The organism is Prevotella micans F0438 (assembly GCF_000243035.1).
Classification (GTDB): domain Bacteria; phylum Bacteroidota; class Bacteroidia; order Bacteroidales; family Bacteroidaceae; genus Prevotella; species Prevotella micans.
In genome coordinates, this window is sequence record NZ_JH594523.1 from 108,010 (window position 1) to 130,530 (window position 22,521).

Here is a 22,521-nt window from a genome sequence, read left to right on the forward strand (position 1 = left end):
TGTGTGTGTGTGTGTGTGTGTGTGTGTGTGTGTGTGTGTGTGTGTTAGCACTTTTTCCGAACCCACCAAATTATTGGACGAAAAAATTACAGAGAAATCGAAATTTCTCTGCGTCGCTGGGGCGATGAAATATGTTGCTAAGTGTCTCACGGCGGCAAAGGTATATTAATCAATTTATTTGGGCAAAATTTAGTGTGTCTTCTTGATTTAAGGCAAATGGAAAAGGAATTGAAAACATATAGAACGAACCGTGGAGTTCGTTCTATGTATAGGTGAATATTACGTATACGTTAATTGTGAATGTGTAGATATTGTTATTCGCGAAGTCTACCGAAGAAACGTAGCAAACTGATGAAGAGATTAATGAAATCGAGATATAAACGAAGGGCACCCATAAGAGCTTGCTTCTGAACTTGTTCGCCGGGAGCGCCGCCTGAACGAGCCATGGATTCTTTGATGTGCTGAACATCCCAGGCGGTCATACCCGTAAAAACAACTACGCCTATGCCGCTTACAATAAAATCTATCATTGTGCTGCGGAGAAAGAGATTTACAACCGCGGCGATGATTAATCCGATGAGGCCCATAGACGCTATTCCGCCCATCTTCGAGAGGTCTTTCTTGGTTACCGAGCCGATGATGGCCATCGTGCCGAACATTGCGGCTGTAATGACGAATGTTTTGAAGATAGAAGTAATGGGGTAGACGGCGAATATCCAGCCGAGGGTTACGCCGTTGAGAATTGCGTAGATAATGAAACCTACCGTGGCTTGAACAAGGGATAGCTTGTTGATGCGTGCACTGAGATAGGCCACAATGCCGATTTCGATTGCGCCGGCAATGAGGAATGTGAATCCGCCGCCGCCGAGTTGGAATAACAACGGGCCTGCCAGATAGGCTGTGAGGGCGGTAATAACGAGGGCGAGAGTCATCCAAAGATAAACCTTGCGCATCAGTGCGGGGAAAAATGTTGATGCGTCGATGTCCCAGTTCTCGGAGTTGAATACTCTTGAAAATTTTTCTGAATCCATAATCTTGCTGTTTTTTATTTGTGTTTAAAGGCCTGTTAGCCTATTGAGAAAGTTTGCAATAGTTGTGCCACGATTCTTGCTTATGATTTGTTTCGTTAGCTCGGTGCTGGCTTGTTGTGTGGAGTCGAGAATGGTTTTGAGCCTGATTGAATCGCGGCCGGGAAATCCTTTACGGCGTTCGTTCATGAAGTGGCTGGCCACGAGATTGCGTTTTATAATGGCATCTTGCCACTGTGCCATGATTCGGTTTTGGGGTGTTCCGCCAACCGAGCTGGTTTTGCCGATAGTGGCGTTTATTACTCCGGGTTCGGTTACAACGAGCAATTCTTGGGCGTCGAGGCGGTTCATTATGGGCAGGCGAATGATGCTAACGCGTTCGGTGTCGCCTTCGAAATGGAATCGGCCGTTCTTTACAATGGTTGAATCGACATTGCTGCGGTTGGCGTTTTGTTCGGGCACGAGATATATTGTTTGGCCTTCACGAATGCCGGGAAGCACTGCTCCTTCTATCCTGAATGTAGGACGGGAGGAGCAGGATGCGATAAGGAGCACGAGGGCCAAGAGAGGTAGGAGTTTCATCGTAGCCATTGTTCGGGATTGAGCTTAACGGTTTCTTTTCGGAGCTGGAATTGCAGCGTTCCGTCGGAACCTACTGTGCCGAGGGTTTGACCGGTTCCTACTTTTTGTCCTTTGCTAACGCTTACGCTTGAAAGGTAGAAGTAAACCGAGATGTAGGCACCGTGGCGCAGCATTACAACGGCTCCGCTTCCAGCGTTGTAAACAGCGCTTACTTCGCCTTTGAAGATACTTCGAACAGGACTGCCGGCCGCGCCTTTGATATTTATGCCCGGACTGTAGAGTTTGACATTTGAGAGGCCGTCTACGTTGTACGAACCGAAGTGCGTTACGATTCTTCCGGACATAGGCATGGGTAGCCTACCTTTATTATTAGCGAAACTTCCGGTTATTGCGCGGTCGGCCGAATTGAGGAGAGATTCCTCGGAGGCAGCCGAACTTTCGGCAGCACGGGCACGCTCAGCTCGTTCGCGGTCGGCAGCGGCTTTTCTTTCGGCGGCGAGTCTGGCCGATTCGGCCTCGCGTGCGGCCTGTGCGGCTTTTGCTTCGCGTGCAGCTGCGGCTTCGGCTCGTTTTGCTTCTTCTTTCGAGGCGGCATCTTGTCTGGCTTTGGCGGCTGCGGCTTCGCGCGCTTTTGCAGCTTCGCGTGCCTCGGCTTTAGCTTTTTCTTCGCGCGCCTTGGCTTCGGCAACACGTCGTGCATTCTCGCGAGCGGCAGCTTCGGCCTCGGCTTTTTTACGTGCAGCTTCGGCGGCTCGTGCTTTGGCAGCGGCAGCACGTTCGGCAGCCTTTGCCTTAGCTTCGGCAGCAGCACGGGCACGCATCTTTTGTATTTCAACTTGAACTAGGCGGTCGATTTGCGCGTTGATAGCCTGCTGTTTCTGTCGGCGTTCGGCAATCACCCCTTGAAGCACTTTTTGGTCTTGCTGCAACGACGAAACAACCTGCTGTTGCTCCACTTTTTTATTTTCCATCTGGGCATGCACCTGTCGGTCCTTATAGAGCAAATTACTCTTGTTGACACGCACCTCGTGAAGCTGTTTGCGTTTCTCGTTGATTTGCTCTTGTTTGGCTTTGAGGAGTTCGCCCTGGGCACGCTGATAGGTTGCATATTCACGAACAAATCGTAACCGGCGATACATCTGCGTAAGACTATTGGCGGAGAACACGAACATCATCTTGTCCTGAATGCTTCTGTGGCGAGCCATATAACGCATAGAAACGATGAAACGTTTACGACGTTCAACAAGTTGCTGTTCAAGTAGCCGGAGCTGTTCTTTGAGAATATCAATATTGTTATCCAAACCTTTAATATTCGATGAGAGCCGGTCTATGGTTTTCTGATGTTGCCCGATTTCCGTGTCAAGGGTCATAATCTTTTGTAAACGGTTGTCAACATCCTTTTGCTTCACCTTGAACTCCTCTTCGTGAGCCTTGATTTCCTTTTGGATTTGCTGATTCTGTTTCTGAAGATTCTTGATTTCCTCGGTAGTTACATAGCTCTGCGACTTGCCTTTTCCACCTTGTCGCCTTGCATTCTGTGACTGCTTGCCCTTTGTATTCTGCTTCGAAGTAGGTGCAGTTATCTTTTGCTTGACAGATTGCGATGCAACCTTCTTTTGTTTCGGATCGGTTTGCTTAATTGTCGTTTGTTTTTTATCCTTTCCGGTCGGAGCCGTTCGAGCCTTTTGTTCTTTAGCCGGCCTTTTATCGACTTTTTTATGCTGTGCCTGTAAAGTGATTGTACAGGCAAACAAAAGTATGTAGGATATCAGAAGTTTTTTCATTAGAGCATCATCAGTTTATCGAGAATTTCGTCGACGCCAACCTGTCGATACTTATCAGAAGGCGTAGTGAATGATTCCCATGTGTCGTTTGCAGTAATTTTTTCTAACTCGAGGGAGGCCTTAATCGTTTTCTTTTTTGCGGCAGCTTCTATGACAATGTCTTGTTGTGCAGGGAATGTCTTAGAACCAAATTCACGGAAGTCGGAATAATTCCAGCGAAGAACAGACACACCATCTGAACCGTTATATTTCGCTTCGGCCTGACCAATGAGTCCGGTTTGATAGTTGGCCATCCATTTATATTGCATCTTGCCGTCTTTGAGCATTATAGGAACAAGGGGTCCGTTCTTCGCCGATGTGTCGACGTTGAATTTATACACTCCGTCTTCGCCAACCTTTTTCTGTCCGGGAACGAAAAGTTGGTTCCAGAACAACGCTTGGAGCGAGTAGAAGTCGATGCCGTTGTTGCGCAGGAAAGCCACTTCTTCGTAGGTTGCCTTGACATATTGTTTGTGTATCCGGTCAATGAAGAGTACGTGGCTCGGTGTGAATTCAATCCGGCCAGCTTCGCTACGAAGCAACGGAATGAGTAATTGCAAGCGAATCACCTCATCTTTGCGCATTCGCAAAATTCCGGGAACAGAGATTTCCCTCGAATCAGTATTTACTGTGAAAGTAAGGTCGGAAACGAGGTTCTTTTGATATAGTGCCTGGTCTACCACTTTATGCACAAGTTCTACATTCTTTTTCAATTGTGCGCTGGCCTCAACAGTTCCTACCAAAACGAGCAGTACAAGTGCCAACAATCCTTTGAAGATATGTTTTGTATTCATTTTGCGATGTATTTTCTAAGTTGGATTTTTCTTTTGAGCAATTCGCTGTTGTTACCTTTTTGCAAAGCGCGCTGCCAATATTCCAGTGCCTTCTCTACGTTGCCAGTCATGGAGAATATATCGCCTACATGCTCCACAACGACATCATTCAGTTCACTATTGTTTTTGATGGCCTGCTCTATGTAATTTTTGGCCTCGTCGTATCGTTGTTGTTGAAACAAAATCCACGCATAGGTGTCAAGGAAAGTGCTGCTTGTAGGATTAGCCTTGATTGTTTTGTAACTCATCCGTTCGGCCTTATCTAAATCCTTTCCGAGTACGCTTAAATAGTAAGCATAGTTGTTGAGCACCTCAACATTGTCGGGCTTCCATTGCAGACAGCTGTCGAATGCAGCAAAGGCGTCATTATCGAGTCCTTTCTCATGGAGGATTTCTCCCATGATAGCATAGAAGTCGGCTACAAAATCTGGATTACTATCTTTCTTTATCTGACTGATTCCTTTCCTAAGCGTGACAAGCGCCGCTTCGTTGTCACGCTTTTGATATTGTGCCAGTCCTTGGAAATAATAGAAAGCCATTTCTTCAGGATTATATTCCTGTGCCGGTTTACAAAGTTCTATAATCCTGTCGTAGTCTTTCGAATCCCATATACTTTGAATAAGAGCTATACGAGCACGCAGATTCTCCGGTTCTACAGCTATGGCCTGCTCGTAAAGCCTATTTATAGATTCTTGCGGAGCTTTGAGCAGCGACATGTAGGCCGCCTTAAGCATTATTATGTCGGCATCCTGCTGCGGAAGAGTTAACACCTTATCGAACAGTTGAAGAATCGACACACTGTCACTTCCATCCGACCTACCGTTAATTATAGCATGTCGAAGCAGAGTCATCTTCGTTTCTTTATCTGTTTTTCGTGATTTCAGAAGACTGACGGTTAAGTCTTCCTCCATCTTAATGTTCTTCGTTTCACGATAATAATCAAGCAGTGAAAGTTGGGCCGCAACATTCTCGGGTTCTTCTTTCAGAACCGATTTGTAGACTGCAAACGCTTCTTTCTTGCGATTATTCTGTAGTAGCCAATTGCCCAACATAACTCGATAATTGAGCTCCAGAGGATGCTTGTTAACCAACGACTGCAGTTCTTCATATTCCTTCCGCTTCTCACCCATCTGTTCGTATAGTTGCATCTTCGTCAGAGAAATCTGTTCGTTTCCTCCCTCGACCAGCTCGAATCTCTCGAGTGTCTCAATCATCTTTTTATAGTTACTCTGCGCTCCGTAGAGCTGAAATAGAATCTGAATAATATCCTGCCGAGCTTTATTCGAAACATAGAGTCGTTCGTAGGCTGCAATAGCCTTATCGTATTCCTTCTGGGTTATGTAGAACTGTCCCAGCCGTTCCTGATAAGTTGAATTATCTGGATTGAGTTCAACAGCTCGCTCGAAATTCAAACGTGCCATTTTATTGTCTTTCATATCGACATAATATCCGGCCAACTCATAATAAACCTCCGGTGCCGATGGGTTAATATCGCGCGCATGCCTCAGAAGGTCGAACGATGCGCTGATGTTGCCCATCTCCTGTTGTCTGATACCTTCGAGGAAGAAATATTTGTAGCGTAGCAAGCTATCTTGCGACACTGCATTCGCCACAGTCGAGAAAAACAGTACGGTAGTTAATACCGTGGCACGACTTAGCACATTTTTTAATCTTAAATATTTTGTCATCCTGTTGTAAAACCTCATTTATTTCACGCCCGTGTGTCCATATCCTCCGGATCCACGCTCGGTTTCATCAAGAGTTTCCACCTCTATTAGTTCGCCCTGTTCATGACGTGCTATAACCATTTGTGCGATACGTTCACCAGAGTTGATAACGAAGTCCTTATCAGAAAGATTTATGAGTAAAACCATTATTTCACCTCGATAATCTGCATCAATCGTTCCCGGTGTATTGAGCACAGTTATTCCATGCTTCAAAGCTAGTCCACTTCGGGGTCTCACCTGTGCTTCGAACCCTTCGGGGAGCGCGATGTGAAGTCCTGTGGGAATTAGCCGACGTTCCATTGGATGAAGTGTTATCGTACTCTCGAGATTAGCACGCAGATCCATTCCGGCACTCTGATTGGTTGCATATCTTGGTAGTTCCTGACTGCCTTTGTTTATAACTTTAATAGTGAGCATGTTTATTTTTCAATGATATGCAAAATTAGTCATTTCCAACTAGATGCCTGAAAACCGCATTTTTCGAGCCCGGTTTTTAGCCTATTTTAATTACATCCGACACACACTAATTAATCCGAAAACTATTGGATTTACAGTCTTGCACTCGTTATTTATCTCAACTTATCAACGGAAAGCTATTCGTACAAGTGTGTTTTAGCACTAGAATTAATTGACAGTGATGCTGACAATGATTATACCCCAAAATACGGGAGCGGAGAACATCTTTGAGAGGTGGGAAATAATATTTACTTTTGTGCGACATGAAAAGGAAGATAATTCTGTGTTTTTCAGCTCTTATAACTCTGCTCACAACTATCGGGGCACAGGAGCACCTCAATCCCGAAGACAGAGCAGTGGATATGGATTCGCCAACGTTTGTACCGATGGTGCACATCGGGAAGGCGAAGGTTAATGGCGACAGCGTGCAATATGTGAGGACTAATAACATATACGTGTTTCCGCCCATGGAGTTCAAGGATGCCAAACAGCGCGAGGCCTATAACAGGCTTGTTTATAACATAAAAAAAGTGCTGCCAATGGCGAAGGAATGTAATCAGATTATACTCGAGACATATGCTTATCTGCAAACGCTACCAACTAAAAAAGAACGCGACGAGCATATGAAACGCGTCGAGCACGGCATTAAGGAACAATACACGCCACGGGTGAAAAAGCTCACTTATTCACAGGGGAAACTACTAATAAAACTAATCGACCGCGAAACTCATTCAACGGGATATGAATTGATTCAGGCTTTTCTCGGGCCAATTCGTGCGGGAGTATATCAGGCTTTTGCATGGATGTTCGGCGCCAGTTTGAAGAAACGCTACGACCCCAAAGGTTCCGATCGTCTTGTGGAACGAATCGTACTTCAAGTTGAGGCCGGACAGCTATAATTCCGAGACTTTCGTGAACTAAAGACCCTTTTCCTAAATCATTCTCCAAACGACAGCTATTAACGACGTCACGATTATTCCCAGGACAAGAGGGAGAAGCGTGGCGATGGCCGTCCACTTCGCGCTTTTTGTTTCTTTATAGATTGTATATATGGTGGTTGAACAAGGATGATGAAGCAAACAAAACACCATCAGGCACACGGCCGTGAGAAGATTCCAGCCGCCCATTAGAAGAATTTGTTTTGTTTCGGCCTCTGTACCTTCCATCAGTACGCCGGCCGCCGCCATATCGGTTTGACCTAGCACCAACATTGTCAGCATCAATATCGTTGGCATTACTATTTCGTTAGCCGGTATGGCCAGGATATAAGCCAGCAGAATAACCCCATTAAGCCCCATTATCCAACCCGGTGTGTCGAGCCATCCAATAAGATGTTGTGCTATACTCACATTACCCACCGTAACGTTGGAGCAGAGCCATATCACTGCTCCGGCAGGAGCTGCGAAGACAATGGCACGCCAAAGCACAATTAGCGTTCGGTCGATGAGCGACGTATAGAGCGTTTGCCAAAACTGCGGCGGTCGATAAGGCGGCAATTCTAGATGGAAAGTAGACACCTCACCGCGTAGGATCGTGCGCGAAAGCATCCACGAACTTCCGAACATAAACATTACTCCCATAAGTACCACGCTCATCACTGCCACAAGAGCCACAACACTGCTGTATTGCTGTGGCACGGCGGCGCCGATGAAAAGCGTAGCCAAAAGAATCTGCGTGGGCCAGCGCCCGTTGCACAACGAAAAATTATTGGTGATAATGGCGATGAGTCGTTCACGAGTACTGTCGATTATACGGGTAGACACCACACCGGCCGCGTTACATCCGAATCCCATGCTCATCGTGAGCGCTTGCTTGCCGTGAGCTCCTGCGCGTCGGAAAAGTTCGTCGAGATTAAACGCAACGCGTGGCAGATAACCGAAATCTTCGAGTAGTGTGAACAGTGGAAAGAATATTGCCATCGGCGGAAGCATAACCGACACGACCCAAGCGGTGGAAAGATATATCCCGTCGACAACCAATCCTGTGAGCCAGTCAGGCGACCCAATGCCGACGAAGCCCTCGCGCAGTGCAGGATGGATTATCCCGACAAGAAGTTCGTTGAGCCAACCAGACGGATAGTTCGAACCGATAATGGTGAGCCAAAAAACTACTCCGAGTAGCGCAACCATGATTGGGAAACCCCAAAAACGGTGTGTGAGAATGCGGTCGAGCTTCACATCGAAAGGCAGTCTACCGCGGTGTCCGCTTTGAGTAACGGTGTCGCGACAAATCTCCTCGGCCTGCGAATAAATATCTTCCATCCATTGGTCGTGAAAGTTGTTGCTTATTTGCATATGCACCTCTTCGGCTAGGGCATTGAGTTCCGGCGTTCCAAACCGTTCCATAACGCTGGGGTCGTTCTCCATTAATCTAAAGGCAATCCATTCGGCATTCCGAAGGTCGGGATAGATTTCCTTCACCCGCTCGGCCAGCATTTTCACCCGTTCAGCCGTGTCGGGTGGCAAATTAGTTGCCCGATGCGGTCGACAAACATATTCACCTGTTACAACCTCGCGAATCACGGCAAGAAGGTTATCTATGCCATGCCCTGAACGAGCCGAACAACCCACGACGGGTATTCCCAATCGGCGCGACAAGGCATTAAGGTTTATCTCGATATTGTTTCGCTTCGCCTCATCGAGCAAGTTCACGCAGAGTACGGCCTTGTCGGTTATTTGCAACACCTGCAGAATCAGATTCATATTGCGTTCGAGCCGTGTCGCATCTGCAACCATCACCGTGACATCGGGCTGACCGAAGAGAATGAAGTCGCGTGCAATTTCCTCGTCCTCCGATGTAGACGAAAGCGAATAAGTTCCGGGCAGGTCAACGATTCGATAAGTGTCGTTTTCATAATTGAAATATCCCTCGGCCTTCCCGACGGTTTTCCCCGGCCAGTTTCCGGTATGTTGTTTCAATCCGGTGAGAGCGTTGAACACCGTGCTCTTTCCGGTGTTCGGATTGCCGGCAAGGGCAACGACATAGCGTTCGCCTCCGGCTTGTGTACCTCGTCGCTGAAGACTTCTAAGCGATGCCTTCGGACAATTTGCGCATTGAGATTGTATTTCGGTCATGTTTTTTCTTTCGATTATAATTCTTGATATAAAATGTATTTCGCCTGGTCGTGCCGAAGTGCAATTGCAGTTCCGCGCACGGTGTAGGCAATCGGGTTGCCCATCGGACTCCGCATGTCGATACCCACAGTACTTCCTCTAACGAAACCCAAATCCATTAGACGTCTCCGCAAAGCTCCGCGACACGAAGGCGAAAGTCCAACAATACGTACCGTCTTCCCCGACTCGAGATTTACAAGTCTTCGTGCCCTCGTTCCGGGCTGCTTACTGGCCTCGGTCTCACTAATGGGTTCCATATTTATTGCCGAAAGTGCGACGACGGGCAAAACGAACCTCTCGCCTTCATACCTGAAAGCAAACGATACGTTGTCGATATGTGTAATGAAGATTATGGAGTCTTTCGTTATCCCAGTGTCGGCTATCCGAGCAAACAGAGTGAGATTATCGTCTTCGACATGAGTTATTTTCCACCACGACTGCACTTTCAACGGTTGTCCAACGGGTGCTTTGTCAATCATCTCAAGCGAATGAGTAGGAATCGGGTCACCATGCGGATCGAATAGCGGATTTCCAAGTAGCGATGCAATCCGTTCGCGTTCATCATCGCTTATTCTGTGCTCCATTCTGTGTGCCCGTTCGTGCCACTCGGGCGGTGCATAGCCCGAATGCTCTGCCAGATACTGCTCATATATTCTATGCGCACGAATTATCTTCAGGGCATGCTTCCGACCCTCTTCCGTAAGTTCGATGTACTCCCCTGCAGTGAGTTCGCCATTGAACACAAGTGCACCCACAACGGCAGCGATATTTTCGGGCGCAGAATTGAGCATTTTCGCTGTTTGTTTAGCCTCCTCGATTGTCATTTTGCCCCGATGTTCAAACACGGCTTTGAGGAAATCTTCCTGCAGTTCTTTTTCCTGTAATTTGTTTCGTTTCCGCAGCATATTCTTCACTGCCGAAAACATTTTGAATAAAGGTTGAGTTGGTTGGTTCATTGTTCTTTTCTCCTTTTCGTTTTGGGAATCGACACGCTCGCAAAAGTAAGTAGATGTTCACAATTAATTGTCTCTCGATTTATCTCTATTTTCCAGTCGCTCTGCACAGATTAAAAAAGGAATATTGCGAGCGTCATGATTGATGAAATACGGGAAAAGACGAAATACGCGAGTTCGGCTCAAGAGAAGTTCCCATTAGGCTTATCGACGACCTGTAGTGACAAACCCCATGTCTATCATTCATAGTCTCCCTACGAGAATTAAACGAATTCTTAAACCGAACTCACATACGAAATGAAAATAGAAAGAAACATTTATAATCATTTGGAATAACATGTGAGGAGCATTAGTTTTGCAAACAACTTTTCAATAACAATAAATATTTTTCCATGAAAAAAGTAACCTATGCAATTCTTATTGCAATTGTACTCGCTTCATGTTCGTCAAACGAACAAGAGTACATCGAGAAGAAAAGAGTTTCTCCAACCGTTGAAACTCCAAGTTTTAAAACTACCGTAGAAGAGGCCTCTGAAATAGCCCTCGATTTTGCCAACAAAATGGAAGCAAAATCAAATACCAGGGTCATTAAAAAGAAGAGTGTTGCCAATGTTGAAGCCTTGCGTGCATCGTCTGTCCAAACTCGCAGTTCAATAAATGCTATGGGTATAGACACGCTGTTCTACATCGTTAATTTCGCAGACAGCAGTGGTTTCGCAATTGTTTCTGCCGACAAAAGAACCGACCCATTGTACGCAATCATCGACGAAGGCAACTATAACATCAAAGAGTTAGAGAAAGAAAACAATGATGGTTTCCTCCTCTTCCTTGATAGGGCAATATTGAAAGAACTGGACGATATCAAGAATTATTATGGAAAGGAACTAACAAGAACTGTATACCCATGGGAAATGACTGATGCCGTTAAACCAATTCTCAAAACAAAATGGGGCCAAGGAGGAGCAAGAAAACCAAATAGTTATGGGAGATACTGTCCTAATAAAGTTACTGGCTGCGTTATCACCGCAGCTGCACAGATTCTATCACATTACGGAACTCCTCGTTCTGTGGGTGTCTCTTACGATAACAATCCTGAAGGTATAACGGTTTTACATTGGGATAGGATTCTGGCTGACAGCGAGGCAAATGATGGCCGACTTGATCCCAATAAAACGCCTGAATCAATGAATGAGATAGCTCATTTATGTCGTTGCCTGGGAGGACTACTTGACGCTGATTATGAATTTGCCAAAGACTCGAGATTTAATTCAACAGGTGTAAATTGTTCTAAATTTATAAAATGGCTTCCTAATGTCGGATTACACGCTACAAAACTCAGAGACTATAATGAGACAGACATAATGCAAACTATTAAAAAAGGACAGCCTGTATTTGGTTGCGGTAATCGGGGATACAAGAAAAAACTTTTTTGGAAAAAATTTACAGGTGGTCACGCTTGGGTATACGATGGATATATTGTAATATCTTGGGGGCAAGGGCATATAGAACGATTTATACATTGTAATTGGGGTTGGGATGGTTATCAGAATGGATTTTATCTGTCTGGGAATTTTCGGACAAGTCAGGGGCCTAAAGTGGACGATACTGGCAGAACAAGAAGTGGTAATGAGGGAGATTATGTATATAATTTAGAATATTCTGTAATATGGAAATAAAGAAGATTTTTTTAGTTTCGGTATCGATGATACTGCTAGCGCTCACATCGTGTGAAAATGAGAATTGGACTGAGTGGACCCCAATGTCGTTTGTTTGTGAAGAAACAACTATCGATGAATCCGAAAATATATCGGTTCCGGCCAGCGGAGGGACATACCATATTAAGTGTACTAACTATCGACTGATTTACCTTGATTATAACAGCCTTAGGGAAAACGATAAGAAGCGTTTACCTTCAAATTGGAAAGCTCCTATAAAGGAACTTAAAGGCGAATGGACTGAAGCGACAATGCAGGATAATGTGCTGACTGTTTCTATAAAGCCTAACAAGAGTGGAGAAAAGCGCAAGTCAGAGCTCATTATACGTTCTGCAGGTGTAATAGGAGGAGTAATATTCAACCAGGCGGCAGGATAAATTCAAAATACAATGAAGAAGTTTTTTTTAGTCTCGGTATCGATGATGCTGCTAGCGCTCACATCATGCACAATCACAGGGCCAGAAGTAGAAAAATGGGAGCGCATGTCGTTTGTTAGTGAAGAAACAACTATCGATAATTCTGGAAATATTTCAATCCCGGCTGAGGGAGGAACATATCATATAAAGTGTATAAACTATGAACAGATAGACTTTAATTATAATAGTCTTATAGAAGACGATATAGAAATGGACACAGAGAAGAGCCTCCCCAAATATGAGCTTAACGGCAACTGGACTAAGGTGATGCTTAAGGGTAATGTTTTAACCGTAACTATAAAACCTAATGATAGCGGAAAAGAACGTCGAACTGTACTTCTTACGTATTTTCTTGGTGCAACCGGATCTTTAACCTTCAATCAGGCGGCGGAATAAATCTGTTGGCAACATAAACAATTTAAACAATGAAGAAATTTATTTTTATCTCGGTATCGATGATACTGCTAGCGCTCACATCGTGTGAAAATGAGGATTGGATTGAGTGGACCCCAATGTCGTTTGTTAGTGAAGAAACAACTATCGACAAATCTGGAAACATATCGATTCCAGCGGAGGGAGGAACGTATCACATTAGGTGTACTAACTATAAATTGCTTGCCCTTGACTATAATAGTCTTAGAGAAAATGATAAGGAGCGTTTACCTTCAAATTGGAAAGATCCTGTAAAGGAACTTAAAGGCGAATGGACAGAAGTGACAATGCAGGATAATGTGCTGACAGTCTCTTTAAAGCCTAACAAGGGAGGAGAAAAACGCAAATCAGAAATCTATATATATTCTGCGGGGGCTATTGGAAGTATAATCTTCAATCAAGCAGCAGAATAAATCCGTTTGCAACATAAACAATTTAAACAATGAAGAAATTTATTTTTATCTCAGTATCGATGATACTGCTAGCGCTCACATCGTGTGAAAATGAGAATTGGACTGAGTGGACCCCAATGTCGTTTGTTTGTGAAGAAACAACTATCGATGAATCCGAAAATATATCGGTTCCGGCCAGTGGAGGAACGTATCACATTAGGTGTACTAACTATAAACTTATTGACCTTGATTATGACAGTCTTTGGGAAAACGATAAGAAGCGTTTACCTTCAAATTGGAAAGCTCCTATAAAGGAACTTAAAGGCGAATGGACTGAAGCGACAATGCAGGATAATGTGCTGACTGTTTCTATAAAGCCTAACAAGAGTGGAGAAAAGCGCAAGTCAGAGCTCATTATACGTTCTGCAGGTGCAACAGGGGGAGTAATTTTCAACCAGGCGGCAGAATAAAAGGCTGGCCAATTAGTGGTCGAATTAAAAAAGACCTCTGCAAAACCGAAAGGAATTGCAAAGGTCTTTTTTTTGTGGATTCGCGTGCGAGGGGAGGGGTGAGAGAGGAGGAGGGAGGGGTGAGGGAAGAGATTTATATGCTTAGTCGGAGAGCTTCGTCGACTGCGGCGTTTAGGCCGTCGACATCTTTTCCGCCGGCTTGGGCGTAGTGGGGCTGTCCGCCACCGCCGCCTTTGATTAGTTTGGCGGCCTGGCGAATTATGGTGCCTGCGTTTAGGCCGTGTTCTGAAACCATGTCGTCGCTAAACATCAGCGAAAGCATCGGGTGGTCTTCGTGGATTGACCCGATAATACAAACTAGACTCGACGGAATGGCTTCGCGAACTTTGAAAACAATGTCTTTAGCCGATGCGGGCTCCATTGGCAGGACGGCTTTAACTACATGGATACCATTTACTGTCTGGGCGTGTTCCACAAGATTTTTCGCCGTTCTCTCAACAGCTTGTTGTCTGAAACGTTCAATGCTTTTTTTCATAGCATCGTGTTCTTCAATGTATTTCATTAGCACGGCTTTGAGATCAGATGCGTTGTTGAACATTGCTTTGAGGTCGCAGAAGGTATCTTGAAGAAGGTAGATTGCGTCCTCGCACACCTGACCGGTCATAGCTTCTATTCGTCTGATGCCGGCGGCCACACTGCTTTCGCTTATAATCTTAAAGAAACCGATACGGCCGGTGGAGGTGGCGTGTATGCCTCCGCAAAATTCGCAGCTGGGACCAAAGCGAACAACGCGTACTGTATCACCGTATTTTTCGCCGAAGAGCGCAATGGCTCCCATTTTTCGGGCTTCGTCGATGGGTGTGTCGCGATGCTCGTCGAGAGGAATATCCTGCCGAATCATTCGGTTCACGATTCGTTCTACCTGTCGGAGTTCGTCATCGGTTATTTTTTGGAAATGCGCGACGTCGAACCGTAGCGTATCCGGGCTGACATAAGAACCTTTCTGTTCGGCATGCTCGCCCAGTACCTGTTTAAGAGCGTAGTCGAGCAGATGCGTAGCGGTGTGATTGGCAGCCGACGCTTCGCGCTTGTCGGTGTCGACGCATGCCATGAAATGGGCTGTAGGGTTTTTGGGGAGTTCTTTGACGATGTGAATGCTTTGATTGTTTTCGCGTTTGGTGTCGATAACCTCTATTGTTTCGTCCTCGCTCACGAGAACGCCCTGGTCGCCTACTTGTCCGCCCATCTCACCATAGAACGGGGTGTAATCTAACACGAGTTCATAGAAAGAACGTTTCTTTTGATTCACTTTCCGATAGCGCATAATCTTGCATTCGTATTCAGAATAGTCGTAGCCCACGAATTGCTGTTCGCCTTCGAAAAGGATTGTCCAGTCTTCGTTTTCAACAACGGCAGCATTACGCGCTCGTTGTTTTTGCTGCTGCATTTCGCGATTAAAAGCCTCGATATCGACGGTGTAGCCGTTCTCGCGACAAATAAGTTCAGTGAGGTCGAGTGGGAATCCATAAGTGTCGAATAGTCGGAATGCCTCCTGTCCGTCGAGCTGTGTTTCGTGTTTTTCTTCGAGCTGGTGCATGGCCTCGTTAAGGAGGGTTATGCCTTTATCGAGCGTGCGCAGGAAAGAATCTTCCTCTTCCTTTATTACTCGGCCGATGAGTTCGCGCTGAGCTGTAAGTTCGGGATAAGCCTGGCCCATTTCGTGAATCAGAACGTTGAGCAGTTTGTAGATGAAAGCCTCTTTCTGACCGAGGAAAGTATAGGCATATCTAACGGCACGTCGCAGGATTCGGCGAATCACATAGCCGGCTTTAGCGTTGCCGGGCAACTGTCCGTCGGCTATTGAGAAGGCCACGGCGCGAAGATGGTCGGCTACGACTCGCATGGCGATGTCGATTTTTTCCTGTTCGGTTCGGGCGTCGGTTGGCGTTGTGAATCCGTATCTCATTCCGCTAAGCTGTTCTATTTCGCGAATGATGGGCTGGAAAATGTCGGTGTCGTAGTTGGAGTGCTTGCCTTGGAGCATGCGAACGAGACGTTCGAATCCCATTCCGGTATCGATAACATTCATTGCCAGCGGGGTGAGCGAACCGTCGGCCTTGCGATTGAACTGCATAAACACGATGTTCCAAATCTCGATGACCTGCGGATTATCCTTGTTCACAAGCTCTCGACCGGGTATTCCGCCGTTTTTCTCTTCGGGCGGGCGCGAGTCTATGTGAATCTCCGAACACGGTCCGCAGGGTCCGGTATCGCCCATTTCCCAAAAATTATCGTGTCGATTTCCGTCCAGAATATGGTCGGCCGGCAAGTGTTTAGCCCAGCATCGAACAGCCTCTTCGTCGCGGTCAATTCCTTCTGCCGGACTTCCTTCGAACACGGTCACATATAGGTCTTCCGGATTAAGCTGCAACACATCCACCAAATATTCCCACGCATAATCAATAGCTCCTTCTTTGAAATAATCGCCGAAACTCCAGTTGCCCAGCATTTCGAACATAGTGTGATGATAGGTGTCGTGTCCAACCTCCTCAAGGTCGTTGTGCTTTCCGCTCACACGCAAACATTTCTGCGAGTCGGTTCGCCGACGCGGTTCCGGGTCTTTTATCCCAAGAATAACATCTTTCCATTGATTCATCCCCGCGTTGGTAAACATAAGTGTCGGATCGTCCTTTATGACCATTGGAGCAGAAGGTACAATTACGTGTCCTTTCGACTCGAAAAACTTCTTGAATGATTCGCGAATTTCGTTGGCTGTCATCATATTTTTATCAGTTTCTTTCAATTCTAAATTTACTTTTGAAGAGTTGCAAAGGTATTTCGTTATCGTTATTTTTGCAAATACTTTGCCGGCAGCTAACTATCTGGCAAGAACTTAGATATGGCAATCCAATCCCGCAAATTATATTATTCGATAGCAGAAGTTTCTAAGATGCTGAACGTTGCAAGCAGTCAGCTTCGTTATTGGGAGAGCGAGTTTCCGCACATTCGCCCAAAAACAAATGCGCGCGGAGTGAGGCGATACACTGAAGCAAACATCGAAGACCTGAAACTGATTTATAACCTTATAAAAGTTCGCGGATTCCGTATCTCGGCCGCCCGCAAAATTGTTTATGCCAAGCGAGGCGAGGCCAGTAACAAACAAAAACTTATCGAGCGACTAATCTTTGTGCGCGACGAACTGCAGGAACTAAAGCGCCATCTCGACCAATTGGTGTAAGATTCTCCCCTACTCCATCGTGTGCAGATATGTCAATACGGTGACCGTTTTGCGCCATTTTTTGCGGCGAAGCAAACCGGTGACCGTTTTTTGTTCCCGTCATTTGGGAGATGCTTTTCCGGTGGCAGGTTTGCGCTCTCCCCTGAAAAAACACATCAAAGTGAGGGTCACATTATGCTCCCCCGTAAAAAATCGTAGCAGAGTGAGGGTCATATCGTGCTCCCCCGTAAAAAATCATGGCAGAGTGAGGGTCATATTGTGTTCCCCCGTAAAAAATCGTGGCAGAGTGAGGGTCATATCGTGTTCCCCCGTAAAAAATCATGGCAGAGTGAGGGTCATATCATGCTCCCCCGTAAAAAATCATGGCAGAGTGAGGGTCATATCGTGCTCCAACATAAAAAATCACGGTAGAGTGAGGGTCATATCATGCTCCCACATAAAAAATCATAGCAGAGTGAGGGTCATATCGTGCTCCCCCGTAAAAAATCACGGCAGAGTGAGGGTCATATCGTGCTCCCCCGTAAAGAATAGTGGTAGAGTGAGGGTCACGAACTCGCATAAAAAAAAGAGGAATCATTCTGAATGATTCCTCTTTTTGCGCTCCAGGATGGGCTTGAACCAACGACCCCCTGATTAACAGTCAGGTGCTCTAACCAACTGAGCTACTGAAGCAGGTTTTTGTCCTATCAGGCGAATGCAAAAGTAGGGTGAAAAACCGGAACATCCAAAATTTTCATTGGAAAAGTTGTTTGAACAAAGGGCTGCAAGGCCATGAATGAAAGAGTGGGAGAAAGAACAATACGCAAGTCTACAAAGATTGCAGAGCTTGCGTATTGTAAGATTTTTCTTTTGAAAGAGAATGTGAGGAACTATCTCACAATTATTTTCTTCCCAGCATGGATATAGACTCCCGGCTTGGCTGGACGAAGGAGACGTTGTCCTGCGAGGGTGTAGTAATAAGGATCGGAGTTCGCCGACTGATATTGCGGGCGATTGATTCCGGTAGTTACGTTGACTTTATATTTACTGCCGTCGAGCGAATTGGAGATATTGAAAAATGAAGTTTCTTTCACGTCCAGCACATCAACCGTTTGTGGGGTTCCGCTTCCTACGCTGAAAACAAAGTTCACCACGTCAGTTGAGGTTGTGATATTAAAGCTCTTGACGAACCATTTCTTTCCGTTGCGAGTTTCAATGTCGGTCACTTTATCGCCAGGCCAACTGCCCGATACGGTTGAGTGACTGCCTCCCCAAATCCAGAAGTTTATTGCGGGCGAAGCTCCCGATGTAGAGGCCGCGCTCCATGCCGAACCGGCATCGTCGGCATTCACGTAGACTTTTATTTCATAGGGCGAAAAGTTGCGAACATTATACTGTCGGGTCACGATACCGCTAACTGCCGAACCTATCAGAAGCCCAACTTTGAGCGTTGTTGTCCCGGAGGGAATTGTGAGAGTTTCGCCGCTTTGAGCTTGCGTGCTGCTGGCGGTGGGATTAGTTCCATCGATTGTGTAGACCAACTTTGCGCCCGCCGTGGCTGATACTGCCGTGAGAGTAGTTTTTTGCGCGCCTTCGTATGTTCCGCTGGGCAAATCGACCCATGCTGTTTCAGTTTCAGGCGAAAGATAATAAGCGTAATGATAGCCGCTGAGCACCTTCACAAAACGATTAGCCGGAATCGACAACGAGTTGGCATCAGAACCCACAATCACGAGCAGTTTACCGCGTGTGCCGTCGACCGTATTGGCATAATATCGATTATTGTTTCGATAGTTCGTATAGTTGCTCATATTAGTTATTCCTGCAATCTTACGTGCGTCAATCATCGCCTTTATCTCTTTTCCGTAAGCCCGATAATGTGAATAAAACACACATGGCGTACCCGGCATTGCCAGCATGAAAGCATTAGCTGCCAGGGTGTCTTTACGAAGCGGGTCGTTCTGCTCGGTTGCCGAACGATATTGCGTATCATGATTTTCAACGAAAGTAACAGCCCACTGCTTATAGGCTCCATTATTGATGTTTATACCAGTTGCCTGACTCGCATCGCTCAGCAACGACCAGTTAGACGAACCGGTTTGCTGACCATTTGTCGACCCGTTAATCGCATTGCGCACCGCATATCGGAAAGCAAAATCGAAAGCTGCACTTCTCTTTCCAGTCGCGTCAATCCAGCTTCTCACGCTATGCGCATTACCATCCCAATATTCACCTACGGAAAACTTCACACCTGCGGCAGCATTATAATTTCCCACATGTTCGCCGGCGAATCCTTTTACCATGTCATATCTGAAGCCTGAATATCCAAGGTCATCGAGCAAATACTTCTCGTAGGCCTTCACGATTCTCTGCACGTTTGCACTTCGATGGTCCAAGTCGCGCATTCCGCCCCAGTCTTCACCGTCGTCGTTATGACTGCCGAGCTGAACACCCTCGCTAGCCGCCTGAGTAGCTGTCTGACCGCCATCATCGTTGGCACAGATGTCGGTTGAGAGAAGTTGATACGTATTACCGCCATAAGTCTCGGCCGGAAAAGCGAACCATCCTGTTGTATTATGATGATTCACAACTACGTCGGCAACCGTTCCGATTCCCGCAGCTTTGAATGCGCCAATCATCGACCGCAATTCGGCCTCGGTTCCGAAGCTCGAATTCTGGTTGAAATAATAATAAGGTGTATAGCCCATCGTATTGTAATTCTCTAAACATTTACCACTTTGCGGAACCCAAACGAGGTCAAAATATCCCGCAAAATCGCTAGTTTGCGCCTCCAGTGCAGTCCATTTCGACTCACTGAAAGAATCCCAGAAGAATCCTTGCAACATAACTCCATTATAGTTTGCCGGCCATCCGTCGGCCATCGCTGTTAGTGCTAGCACTAATCCGAAAACACTTGAAAGAATACGTTTCATCTCTTTTATACCTTTTTTGATTTATACCTTATCGGCATACCAACGGGCATGCTTTTCCGGTTCACAAATGTAATCTAATATCCTTCTTATATTTCAGTGCCACATGTCTCTCCGAGCAGTTTTAGAGTGTAAACGTTTACCTCCGGAATAAATCTTTTCCAGTATCACATTGTCTTTCCAAGCATATCGCGTCTCTTTTACTTCCGTATCCCCGTTAAATTTCTCCCGTACTCCCTTCTATTTATATACGTATCCCCTTCTATTTACATTAGGGAGTTGTATCATAGACATACTGGAGAAATCGAATTATCATCGTGATGAAACAAATTTATCATCACGATGAAACGTTTGTATCATCATTATGAAACTAATTTTTCATCATGATGATAATTAAATTTCTCGGTTAAGAAAACAATGAGAGTATGTATATAAATAGAAGGGACTCCATATATAAATAGAATGGAATACGGGAGCAATCGCGTTGCAATACGTATGTAGACAAATAATTATCAACGTGTAGGAACGATCAAGACATTTGTCGGGACAATATATACACTGGAGAAAGGAACATAATCTTCGGGTGTTGTGAAATACGGTGTAGACTTTGTATCGGAACCTGTATCGGGATTGGTTTGTGTGGCAAAAAGAGAAAAAAATTAGGGTGAATCTTCCGATTCACCCTAATTAAAGAATTTATTTCTGTTGTCCTAGGCGGATTCGAACCACCACAAACAGAACCAAAACCTGTTGTGCTACCATTACACCATAGGACAGAAGTTCTGCGTGCAAAGGTAAATCGTTTTATGAGCCTATCCAAATTTTTGTAAAACAGATACTCCTAATGTTAGGCCACGATGATTAGATGATAGTTCTTTTTTCCTTTTTGGATGAGGATGTATTTATCGTCTATGAGGTCGGTTTCGGTTATTGCCTGGTCGAAAGCTTGGAGCTTTTCTTTGTTTAGCGACACGCCGCCACCTTTAACCATCTTGCGCATCTCGCTTTTGCTTGGGAAGATTTGCATGCCTTCTTGATTGAGGGCGTCGACAGCTGGCTGACCGATGATGCTGTCGCGAGAAACATGATAGTGGGGCACGTCTTTAAAGACATCGGCAAATGTTTGCTGGTCGAGTTGGAGGAGATTTTCTTTGGTTGATTTGCCGAAGAGAATGTTCGAGGCTGCGATAGCCATATCGAGGTCGGCTTGCGAGTGAACCATTCGTGTAACTTCTTGGGCAAGTCGGCGTTGGAGGGTGCGTTGGCCGGGGTCGTTCCGATGTTCCTGAATAAGGTTATCGATGGTTTCCTTGTTGAGCGATGTGAATATTTTGATGTATTTCTCGGCATCGTCGTCGGTCACATTAAGCCAGAATTGATAGAAGGCGTAGGGGGTGGTTCGTTTGGGGTCGAGCCATATATTTCCGCTTTCGGTTTTTCCGAATTTCTTTCCGTCGGCTTTTGTGATAAGGGGGCATGTGAGGCAGTAGGCGTTGGCTTCTTGTCCGAGGGTTCGGCGTATTAGTTCTGTTCCGGTTGTCATATTTCCCCATTGGTCGTTTCCTCCGAGTTGTAGTTTGATTTGGTTGTTTTGGTAGAGATACAGGAAGTCGTAGCCTTGCAAAAGTTGGTAGGTGAATTCGGTGAACGAGAGCCCGTCGCTAGCTTCGCCGTTGAGTCTTCTTTTCACGCTGTCTTTTGCCATCATGTAGTTCACGGTGATGTGTTTTCCCACTTTTCGTGCGAAGTCGAGGAATGAAAAGTCTCTCATCCAGTCGTAATTGTTCACCATTTCGGCTTTGTTGGGTTCGTTGCTATCGAAGTCGAGGAACTTTGCGACTTGCTGTTTTATTGCTTCCTGGTTATGATATAGTGTCTCGGTGTCGAGCAGATTTCTTTCTTGGCTTTTACCTGATGGATCGCCAATCATTCCGGTTGCTCCGCCGACAAGCAGATAGGGTTTGTGTCCGCATCGTTGAAGATGTTGGAGCATCATAATCCCACATAGATGTCCTATGTGAAGCGAGTCGGCCGTGGGGTCGGTTCCAAGATAGGCCGATACCATTTCTTTTTCCAGGAGCTCTTCTGTTCCCGGCATTATCTGCGCTAGCATTCCGCGCCAACGGAGTTCTTCTACAAAGTTTTTCATTATCGATGTGTTTTGTGTTTTTGAAATGTTTATGGAACGGGGTCGTAGCCGCTTCCACCCCATGGATTGCACCTGAGTATGCGCCAGATGGCGAGCATAAGACCTTTTACAGGACCGTGCTTAAGCAATGCTTGTCGAGCATATTCAGAGCATGTGGGCACGAATCGGCAAGAGGGCGGAGTGTAGGGTGAGATAGCAACTTGATAGAATTTTATCGGGAGAAGGAGAAGTTGTACTAGGATTTTCGACAGGATTCCGATGATTTTTGATGCTGTTTTCATTAGG

At 45.8% G+C, this 22,521-nt stretch carries 19 protein-coding genes and 2 tRNA genes; 7 read left to right on the forward strand and 14 right to left on the reverse strand.

Going from position 1 to position 22,521, the window contains the following annotated elements; all coding sequences use genetic code 11:
* Nucleotides 1-314 precede the first annotated feature (314 nt).
* Genes HMPREF9140_RS08250 through dut form a run of 6 tightly spaced genes read right to left on the reverse strand, consistent with a single transcriptional unit; the run spans nt 315 to nt 6,410 of the window.
* Nucleotides 315-1,031, reverse strand: coding sequence for a Bax inhibitor-1/YccA family protein (locus HMPREF9140_RS08250; RefSeq protein WP_006953243.1), 717 nt, complete (start codon nt 1,029-1,031; stop codon nt 315-317).
* A gap of 24 nt (nt 1,032-1,055) precedes the next feature.
* Nucleotides 1,056-1,610, reverse strand: coding sequence for a DUF4369 domain-containing protein (locus HMPREF9140_RS08255; protein ID WP_006953244.1), 555 nt, complete (start codon nt 1,608-1,610; stop codon nt 1,056-1,058).
* Nucleotides 1,607-3,394 (reverse strand): murein hydrolase activator EnvC family protein, encoded by a 1,788-nt coding sequence (locus tag HMPREF9140_RS08260; RefSeq protein WP_006953245.1) that lies wholly within the window; start codon nt 3,392-3,394, stop codon nt 1,607-1,609. The genes HMPREF9140_RS08255 and HMPREF9140_RS08260 overlap by 4 nt, the downstream gene beginning before the upstream one ends.
* A complete protein-coding gene (locus HMPREF9140_RS08265) occupies nt 3,394-4,227 on the reverse strand; it encodes a DUF4292 domain-containing protein (protein WP_006953246.1) in 834 nt (277 codons plus the stop codon). Before HMPREF9140_RS08265 ends, HMPREF9140_RS08260 begins: the two co-directional genes overlap by 1 nt.
* A complete protein-coding gene (locus HMPREF9140_RS08270; RefSeq protein ID WP_026253266.1) occupies nt 4,224-5,954 on the reverse strand; it encodes a tetratricopeptide repeat protein in 1,731 nt (576 codons plus the stop codon). Before HMPREF9140_RS08270 ends, HMPREF9140_RS08265 begins: the two co-directional genes overlap by 4 nt.
* An 18-nt stretch (nt 5,955-5,972) precedes the next feature.
* A complete protein-coding gene (gene dut / locus HMPREF9140_RS08275; protein ID WP_006953248.1) occupies nt 5,973-6,410 on the reverse strand; it encodes a dUTP diphosphatase in 438 nt (145 codons plus the stop codon).
* Nucleotides 6,411-6,712: 302 nt separating this feature from the next.
* On the opposite strand from dut, the gene HMPREF9140_RS08280 reads away from it, so the two are divergent.
* Nucleotides 6,713-7,348 (forward strand): DUF4294 domain-containing protein, encoded by a 636-nt coding sequence (locus HMPREF9140_RS08280; RefSeq protein ID WP_006953249.1) that lies wholly within the window; start codon nt 6,713-6,715, stop codon nt 7,346-7,348.
* Nucleotides 7,349-7,381: 33 nt separating this feature from the next.
* Here the strand turns inward: HMPREF9140_RS08280 and feoB are convergent, their stop codons facing one another.
* Both feoB and HMPREF9140_RS08290 read right to left on the reverse strand, forming a co-directional pair.
* Entirely contained in the window at nt 7,382-9,523 is a 2,142-nt protein-coding gene (gene feoB, locus HMPREF9140_RS08285; RefSeq protein ID WP_006953250.1) for a ferrous iron transport protein B, read from the reverse strand.
* A gap of 14 nt (nt 9,524-9,537) precedes the next feature.
* Nucleotides 9,538-10,518, reverse strand: coding sequence for a metal-dependent transcriptional regulator (locus tag HMPREF9140_RS08290; protein WP_006953251.1), 981 nt, complete (start codon nt 10,516-10,518; stop codon nt 9,538-9,540).
* A gap of 389 nt (nt 10,519-10,907) precedes the next feature.
* Between HMPREF9140_RS08290 and HMPREF9140_RS08295 the strand changes: the two genes are divergently transcribed.
* Genes HMPREF9140_RS08295 through HMPREF9140_RS08315 form a run of 5 tightly spaced genes read left to right on the forward strand, consistent with a single transcriptional unit; the run spans nt 10,908 to nt 13,940 of the window.
* Nucleotides 10,908-12,191 (forward strand): C10 family peptidase, encoded by a 1,284-nt coding sequence (locus HMPREF9140_RS08295; protein ID WP_006953252.1) that lies wholly within the window; start codon nt 10,908-10,910, stop codon nt 12,189-12,191.
* Nucleotides 12,182-12,607 (forward strand): hypothetical protein, encoded by a 426-nt coding sequence (locus tag HMPREF9140_RS08300; RefSeq protein WP_006953253.1) that lies wholly within the window; start codon nt 12,182-12,184, stop codon nt 12,605-12,607. The genes HMPREF9140_RS08295 and HMPREF9140_RS08300 overlap by 10 nt, the downstream gene beginning before the upstream one ends.
* A gap of 12 nt (nt 12,608-12,619) precedes the next feature.
* A complete protein-coding gene (locus HMPREF9140_RS08305; RefSeq protein WP_006953254.1) occupies nt 12,620-13,042 on the forward strand; it encodes a hypothetical protein in 423 nt (140 codons plus the stop codon).
* Nucleotides 13,043-13,071: 29 nt separating this feature from the next.
* Nucleotides 13,072-13,491 (forward strand): BACON domain-containing protein, encoded by a 420-nt coding sequence (locus tag HMPREF9140_RS08310; protein WP_006953255.1) that lies wholly within the window; start codon nt 13,072-13,074, stop codon nt 13,489-13,491.
* A gap of 29 nt (nt 13,492-13,520) precedes the next feature.
* A complete protein-coding gene (locus tag HMPREF9140_RS08315; protein ID WP_006953256.1) occupies nt 13,521-13,940 on the forward strand; it encodes a hypothetical protein in 420 nt (139 codons plus the stop codon).
* Nucleotides 13,941-14,073: 133 nt separating this feature from the next.
* On the opposite strand, the gene alaS is transcribed toward HMPREF9140_RS08315, so the two are convergent.
* Entirely contained in the window at nt 14,074-16,722 is a 2,649-nt protein-coding gene (gene alaS / locus HMPREF9140_RS08320) for an alanine--tRNA ligase (RefSeq protein WP_025073383.1), read from the reverse strand.
* 117 nt (nt 16,723-16,839) lie between these two features.
* Between alaS and HMPREF9140_RS08325 the strand changes: the two genes are divergently transcribed.
* The gene (locus HMPREF9140_RS08325) at nt 16,840-17,178 is read left to right on the forward strand and encodes a MerR family transcriptional regulator (protein ID WP_006953258.1); all 339 of its coding nucleotides are present in this window, start codon (nt 16,840-16,842) and stop codon (nt 17,176-17,178) included.
* A gap of 598 nt (nt 17,179-17,776) precedes the next feature.
* On the opposite strand, the gene HMPREF9140_RS08330 is transcribed toward HMPREF9140_RS08325, so the two are convergent.
* The 5 genes from HMPREF9140_RS08330 to yidD form a co-directional block, all read right to left on the reverse strand.
* Nucleotides 17,777-17,850 (reverse strand) — tRNA-Asn (locus HMPREF9140_RS08330).
* Nucleotides 17,851-18,047: 197 nt separating this feature from the next.
* The gene (locus tag HMPREF9140_RS08335; protein ID WP_006953260.1) at nt 18,048-20,090 is read right to left on the reverse strand and encodes an alpha-amylase family glycosyl hydrolase; all 2,043 of its coding nucleotides are present in this window, start codon (nt 20,088-20,090) and stop codon (nt 18,048-18,050) included.
* Nucleotides 20,091-20,792: 702 nt separating this feature from the next.
* Nucleotides 20,793-20,863, reverse strand: a tRNA-Gln gene (locus HMPREF9140_RS08340).
* Between the two features lie 71 nt (nt 20,864-20,934).
* Nucleotides 20,935-22,236, reverse strand: a complete 1,302-nt coding sequence (tyrS, locus tag HMPREF9140_RS08345) for a tyrosine--tRNA ligase (RefSeq protein WP_006953261.1) — start codon at nt 22,234-22,236, stop codon at nt 20,935-20,937.
* Nucleotides 22,237-22,265: 29 nt separating this feature from the next.
* Nucleotides 22,266-22,517, reverse strand: a complete 252-nt coding sequence (yidD, locus tag HMPREF9140_RS08350) for a membrane protein insertion efficiency factor YidD (RefSeq protein WP_006953262.1) — start codon at nt 22,515-22,517, stop codon at nt 22,266-22,268.
* Between the last annotated feature and the right edge of the window lie 4 nt (nt 22,518-22,521).

Bases quoted from the DNA above. Each gene is read 5' to 3' on its own strand.
- HMPREF9140_RS08315 (WP_006953256.1), top strand. From the start codon at position 13,521: ATGAAGAAATTTATTTTTATCTCAGTATCGATGATACTGCTAGCGCTC.
- HMPREF9140_RS08270 (WP_026253266.1), bottom strand. From the start codon at position 5,954: ATGACAAAATATTTAAGATTAAAAAATGTGCTAAGTCGTGCCACGGTA.
- tyrS (WP_006953261.1), bottom strand. From the start codon at position 22,236: ATGAAAAACTTTGTAGAAGAACTCCGTTGGCGCGGAATGCTAGCGCAG.
- HMPREF9140_RS08260 (WP_006953245.1), bottom strand. From the start codon at position 3,394: ATGAAAAAACTTCTGATATCCTACATACTTTTGTTTGCCTGTACAATC.
- yidD (WP_006953262.1), bottom strand. From the start codon at position 22,517: ATGAAAACAGCATCAAAAATCATCGGAATCCTGTCGAAAATCCTAGTA.
- HMPREF9140_RS08255 (WP_006953244.1), bottom strand. From the start codon at position 1,610: ATGAAACTCCTACCTCTCTTGGCCCTCGTGCTCCTTATCGCATCCTGC.
- alaS (WP_025073383.1), bottom strand. From the start codon at position 16,722: ATGATGACAGCCAACGAAATTCGCGAATCATTCAAGAAGTTTTTCGAG.
- dut (WP_006953248.1), bottom strand. From the start codon at position 6,410: ATGCTCACTATTAAAGTTATAAACAAAGGCAGTCAGGAACTACCAAGA.
- HMPREF9140_RS08250 (WP_006953243.1), bottom strand. From the start codon at position 1,031: ATGGATTCAGAAAAATTTTCAAGAGTATTCAACTCCGAGAACTGGGAC.
- HMPREF9140_RS08300 (WP_006953253.1), top strand. From the start codon at position 12,182: ATGGAAATAAAGAAGATTTTTTTAGTTTCGGTATCGATGATACTGCTA.
- HMPREF9140_RS08265 (WP_006953246.1), bottom strand. From the start codon at position 4,227: ATGAATACAAAACATATCTTCAAAGGATTGTTGGCACTTGTACTGCTC.
- HMPREF9140_RS08280 (WP_006953249.1), top strand. From the start codon at position 6,713: ATGAAAAGGAAGATAATTCTGTGTTTTTCAGCTCTTATAACTCTGCTC.
- HMPREF9140_RS08325 (WP_006953258.1), top strand. From the start codon at position 16,840: ATGGCAATCCAATCCCGCAAATTATATTATTCGATAGCAGAAGTTTCT.
- HMPREF9140_RS08335 (WP_006953260.1), bottom strand. From the start codon at position 20,090: ATGAAACGTATTCTTTCAAGTGTTTTCGGATTAGTGCTAGCACTAACA.
- HMPREF9140_RS08290 (WP_006953251.1), bottom strand. From the start codon at position 10,518: ATGAACCAACCAACTCAACCTTTATTCAAAATGTTTTCGGCAGTGAAG.
- HMPREF9140_RS08295 (WP_006953252.1), top strand. From the start codon at position 10,908: ATGAAAAAAGTAACCTATGCAATTCTTATTGCAATTGTACTCGCTTCA.
- HMPREF9140_RS08310 (WP_006953255.1), top strand. From the start codon at position 13,072: ATGAAGAAATTTATTTTTATCTCGGTATCGATGATACTGCTAGCGCTC.
- feoB (WP_006953250.1), bottom strand. From the start codon at position 9,523: ATGACCGAAATACAATCTCAATGCGCAAATTGTCCGAAGGCATCGCTT.
- HMPREF9140_RS08305 (WP_006953254.1), top strand. From the start codon at position 12,620: ATGAAGAAGTTTTTTTTAGTCTCGGTATCGATGATGCTGCTAGCGCTC.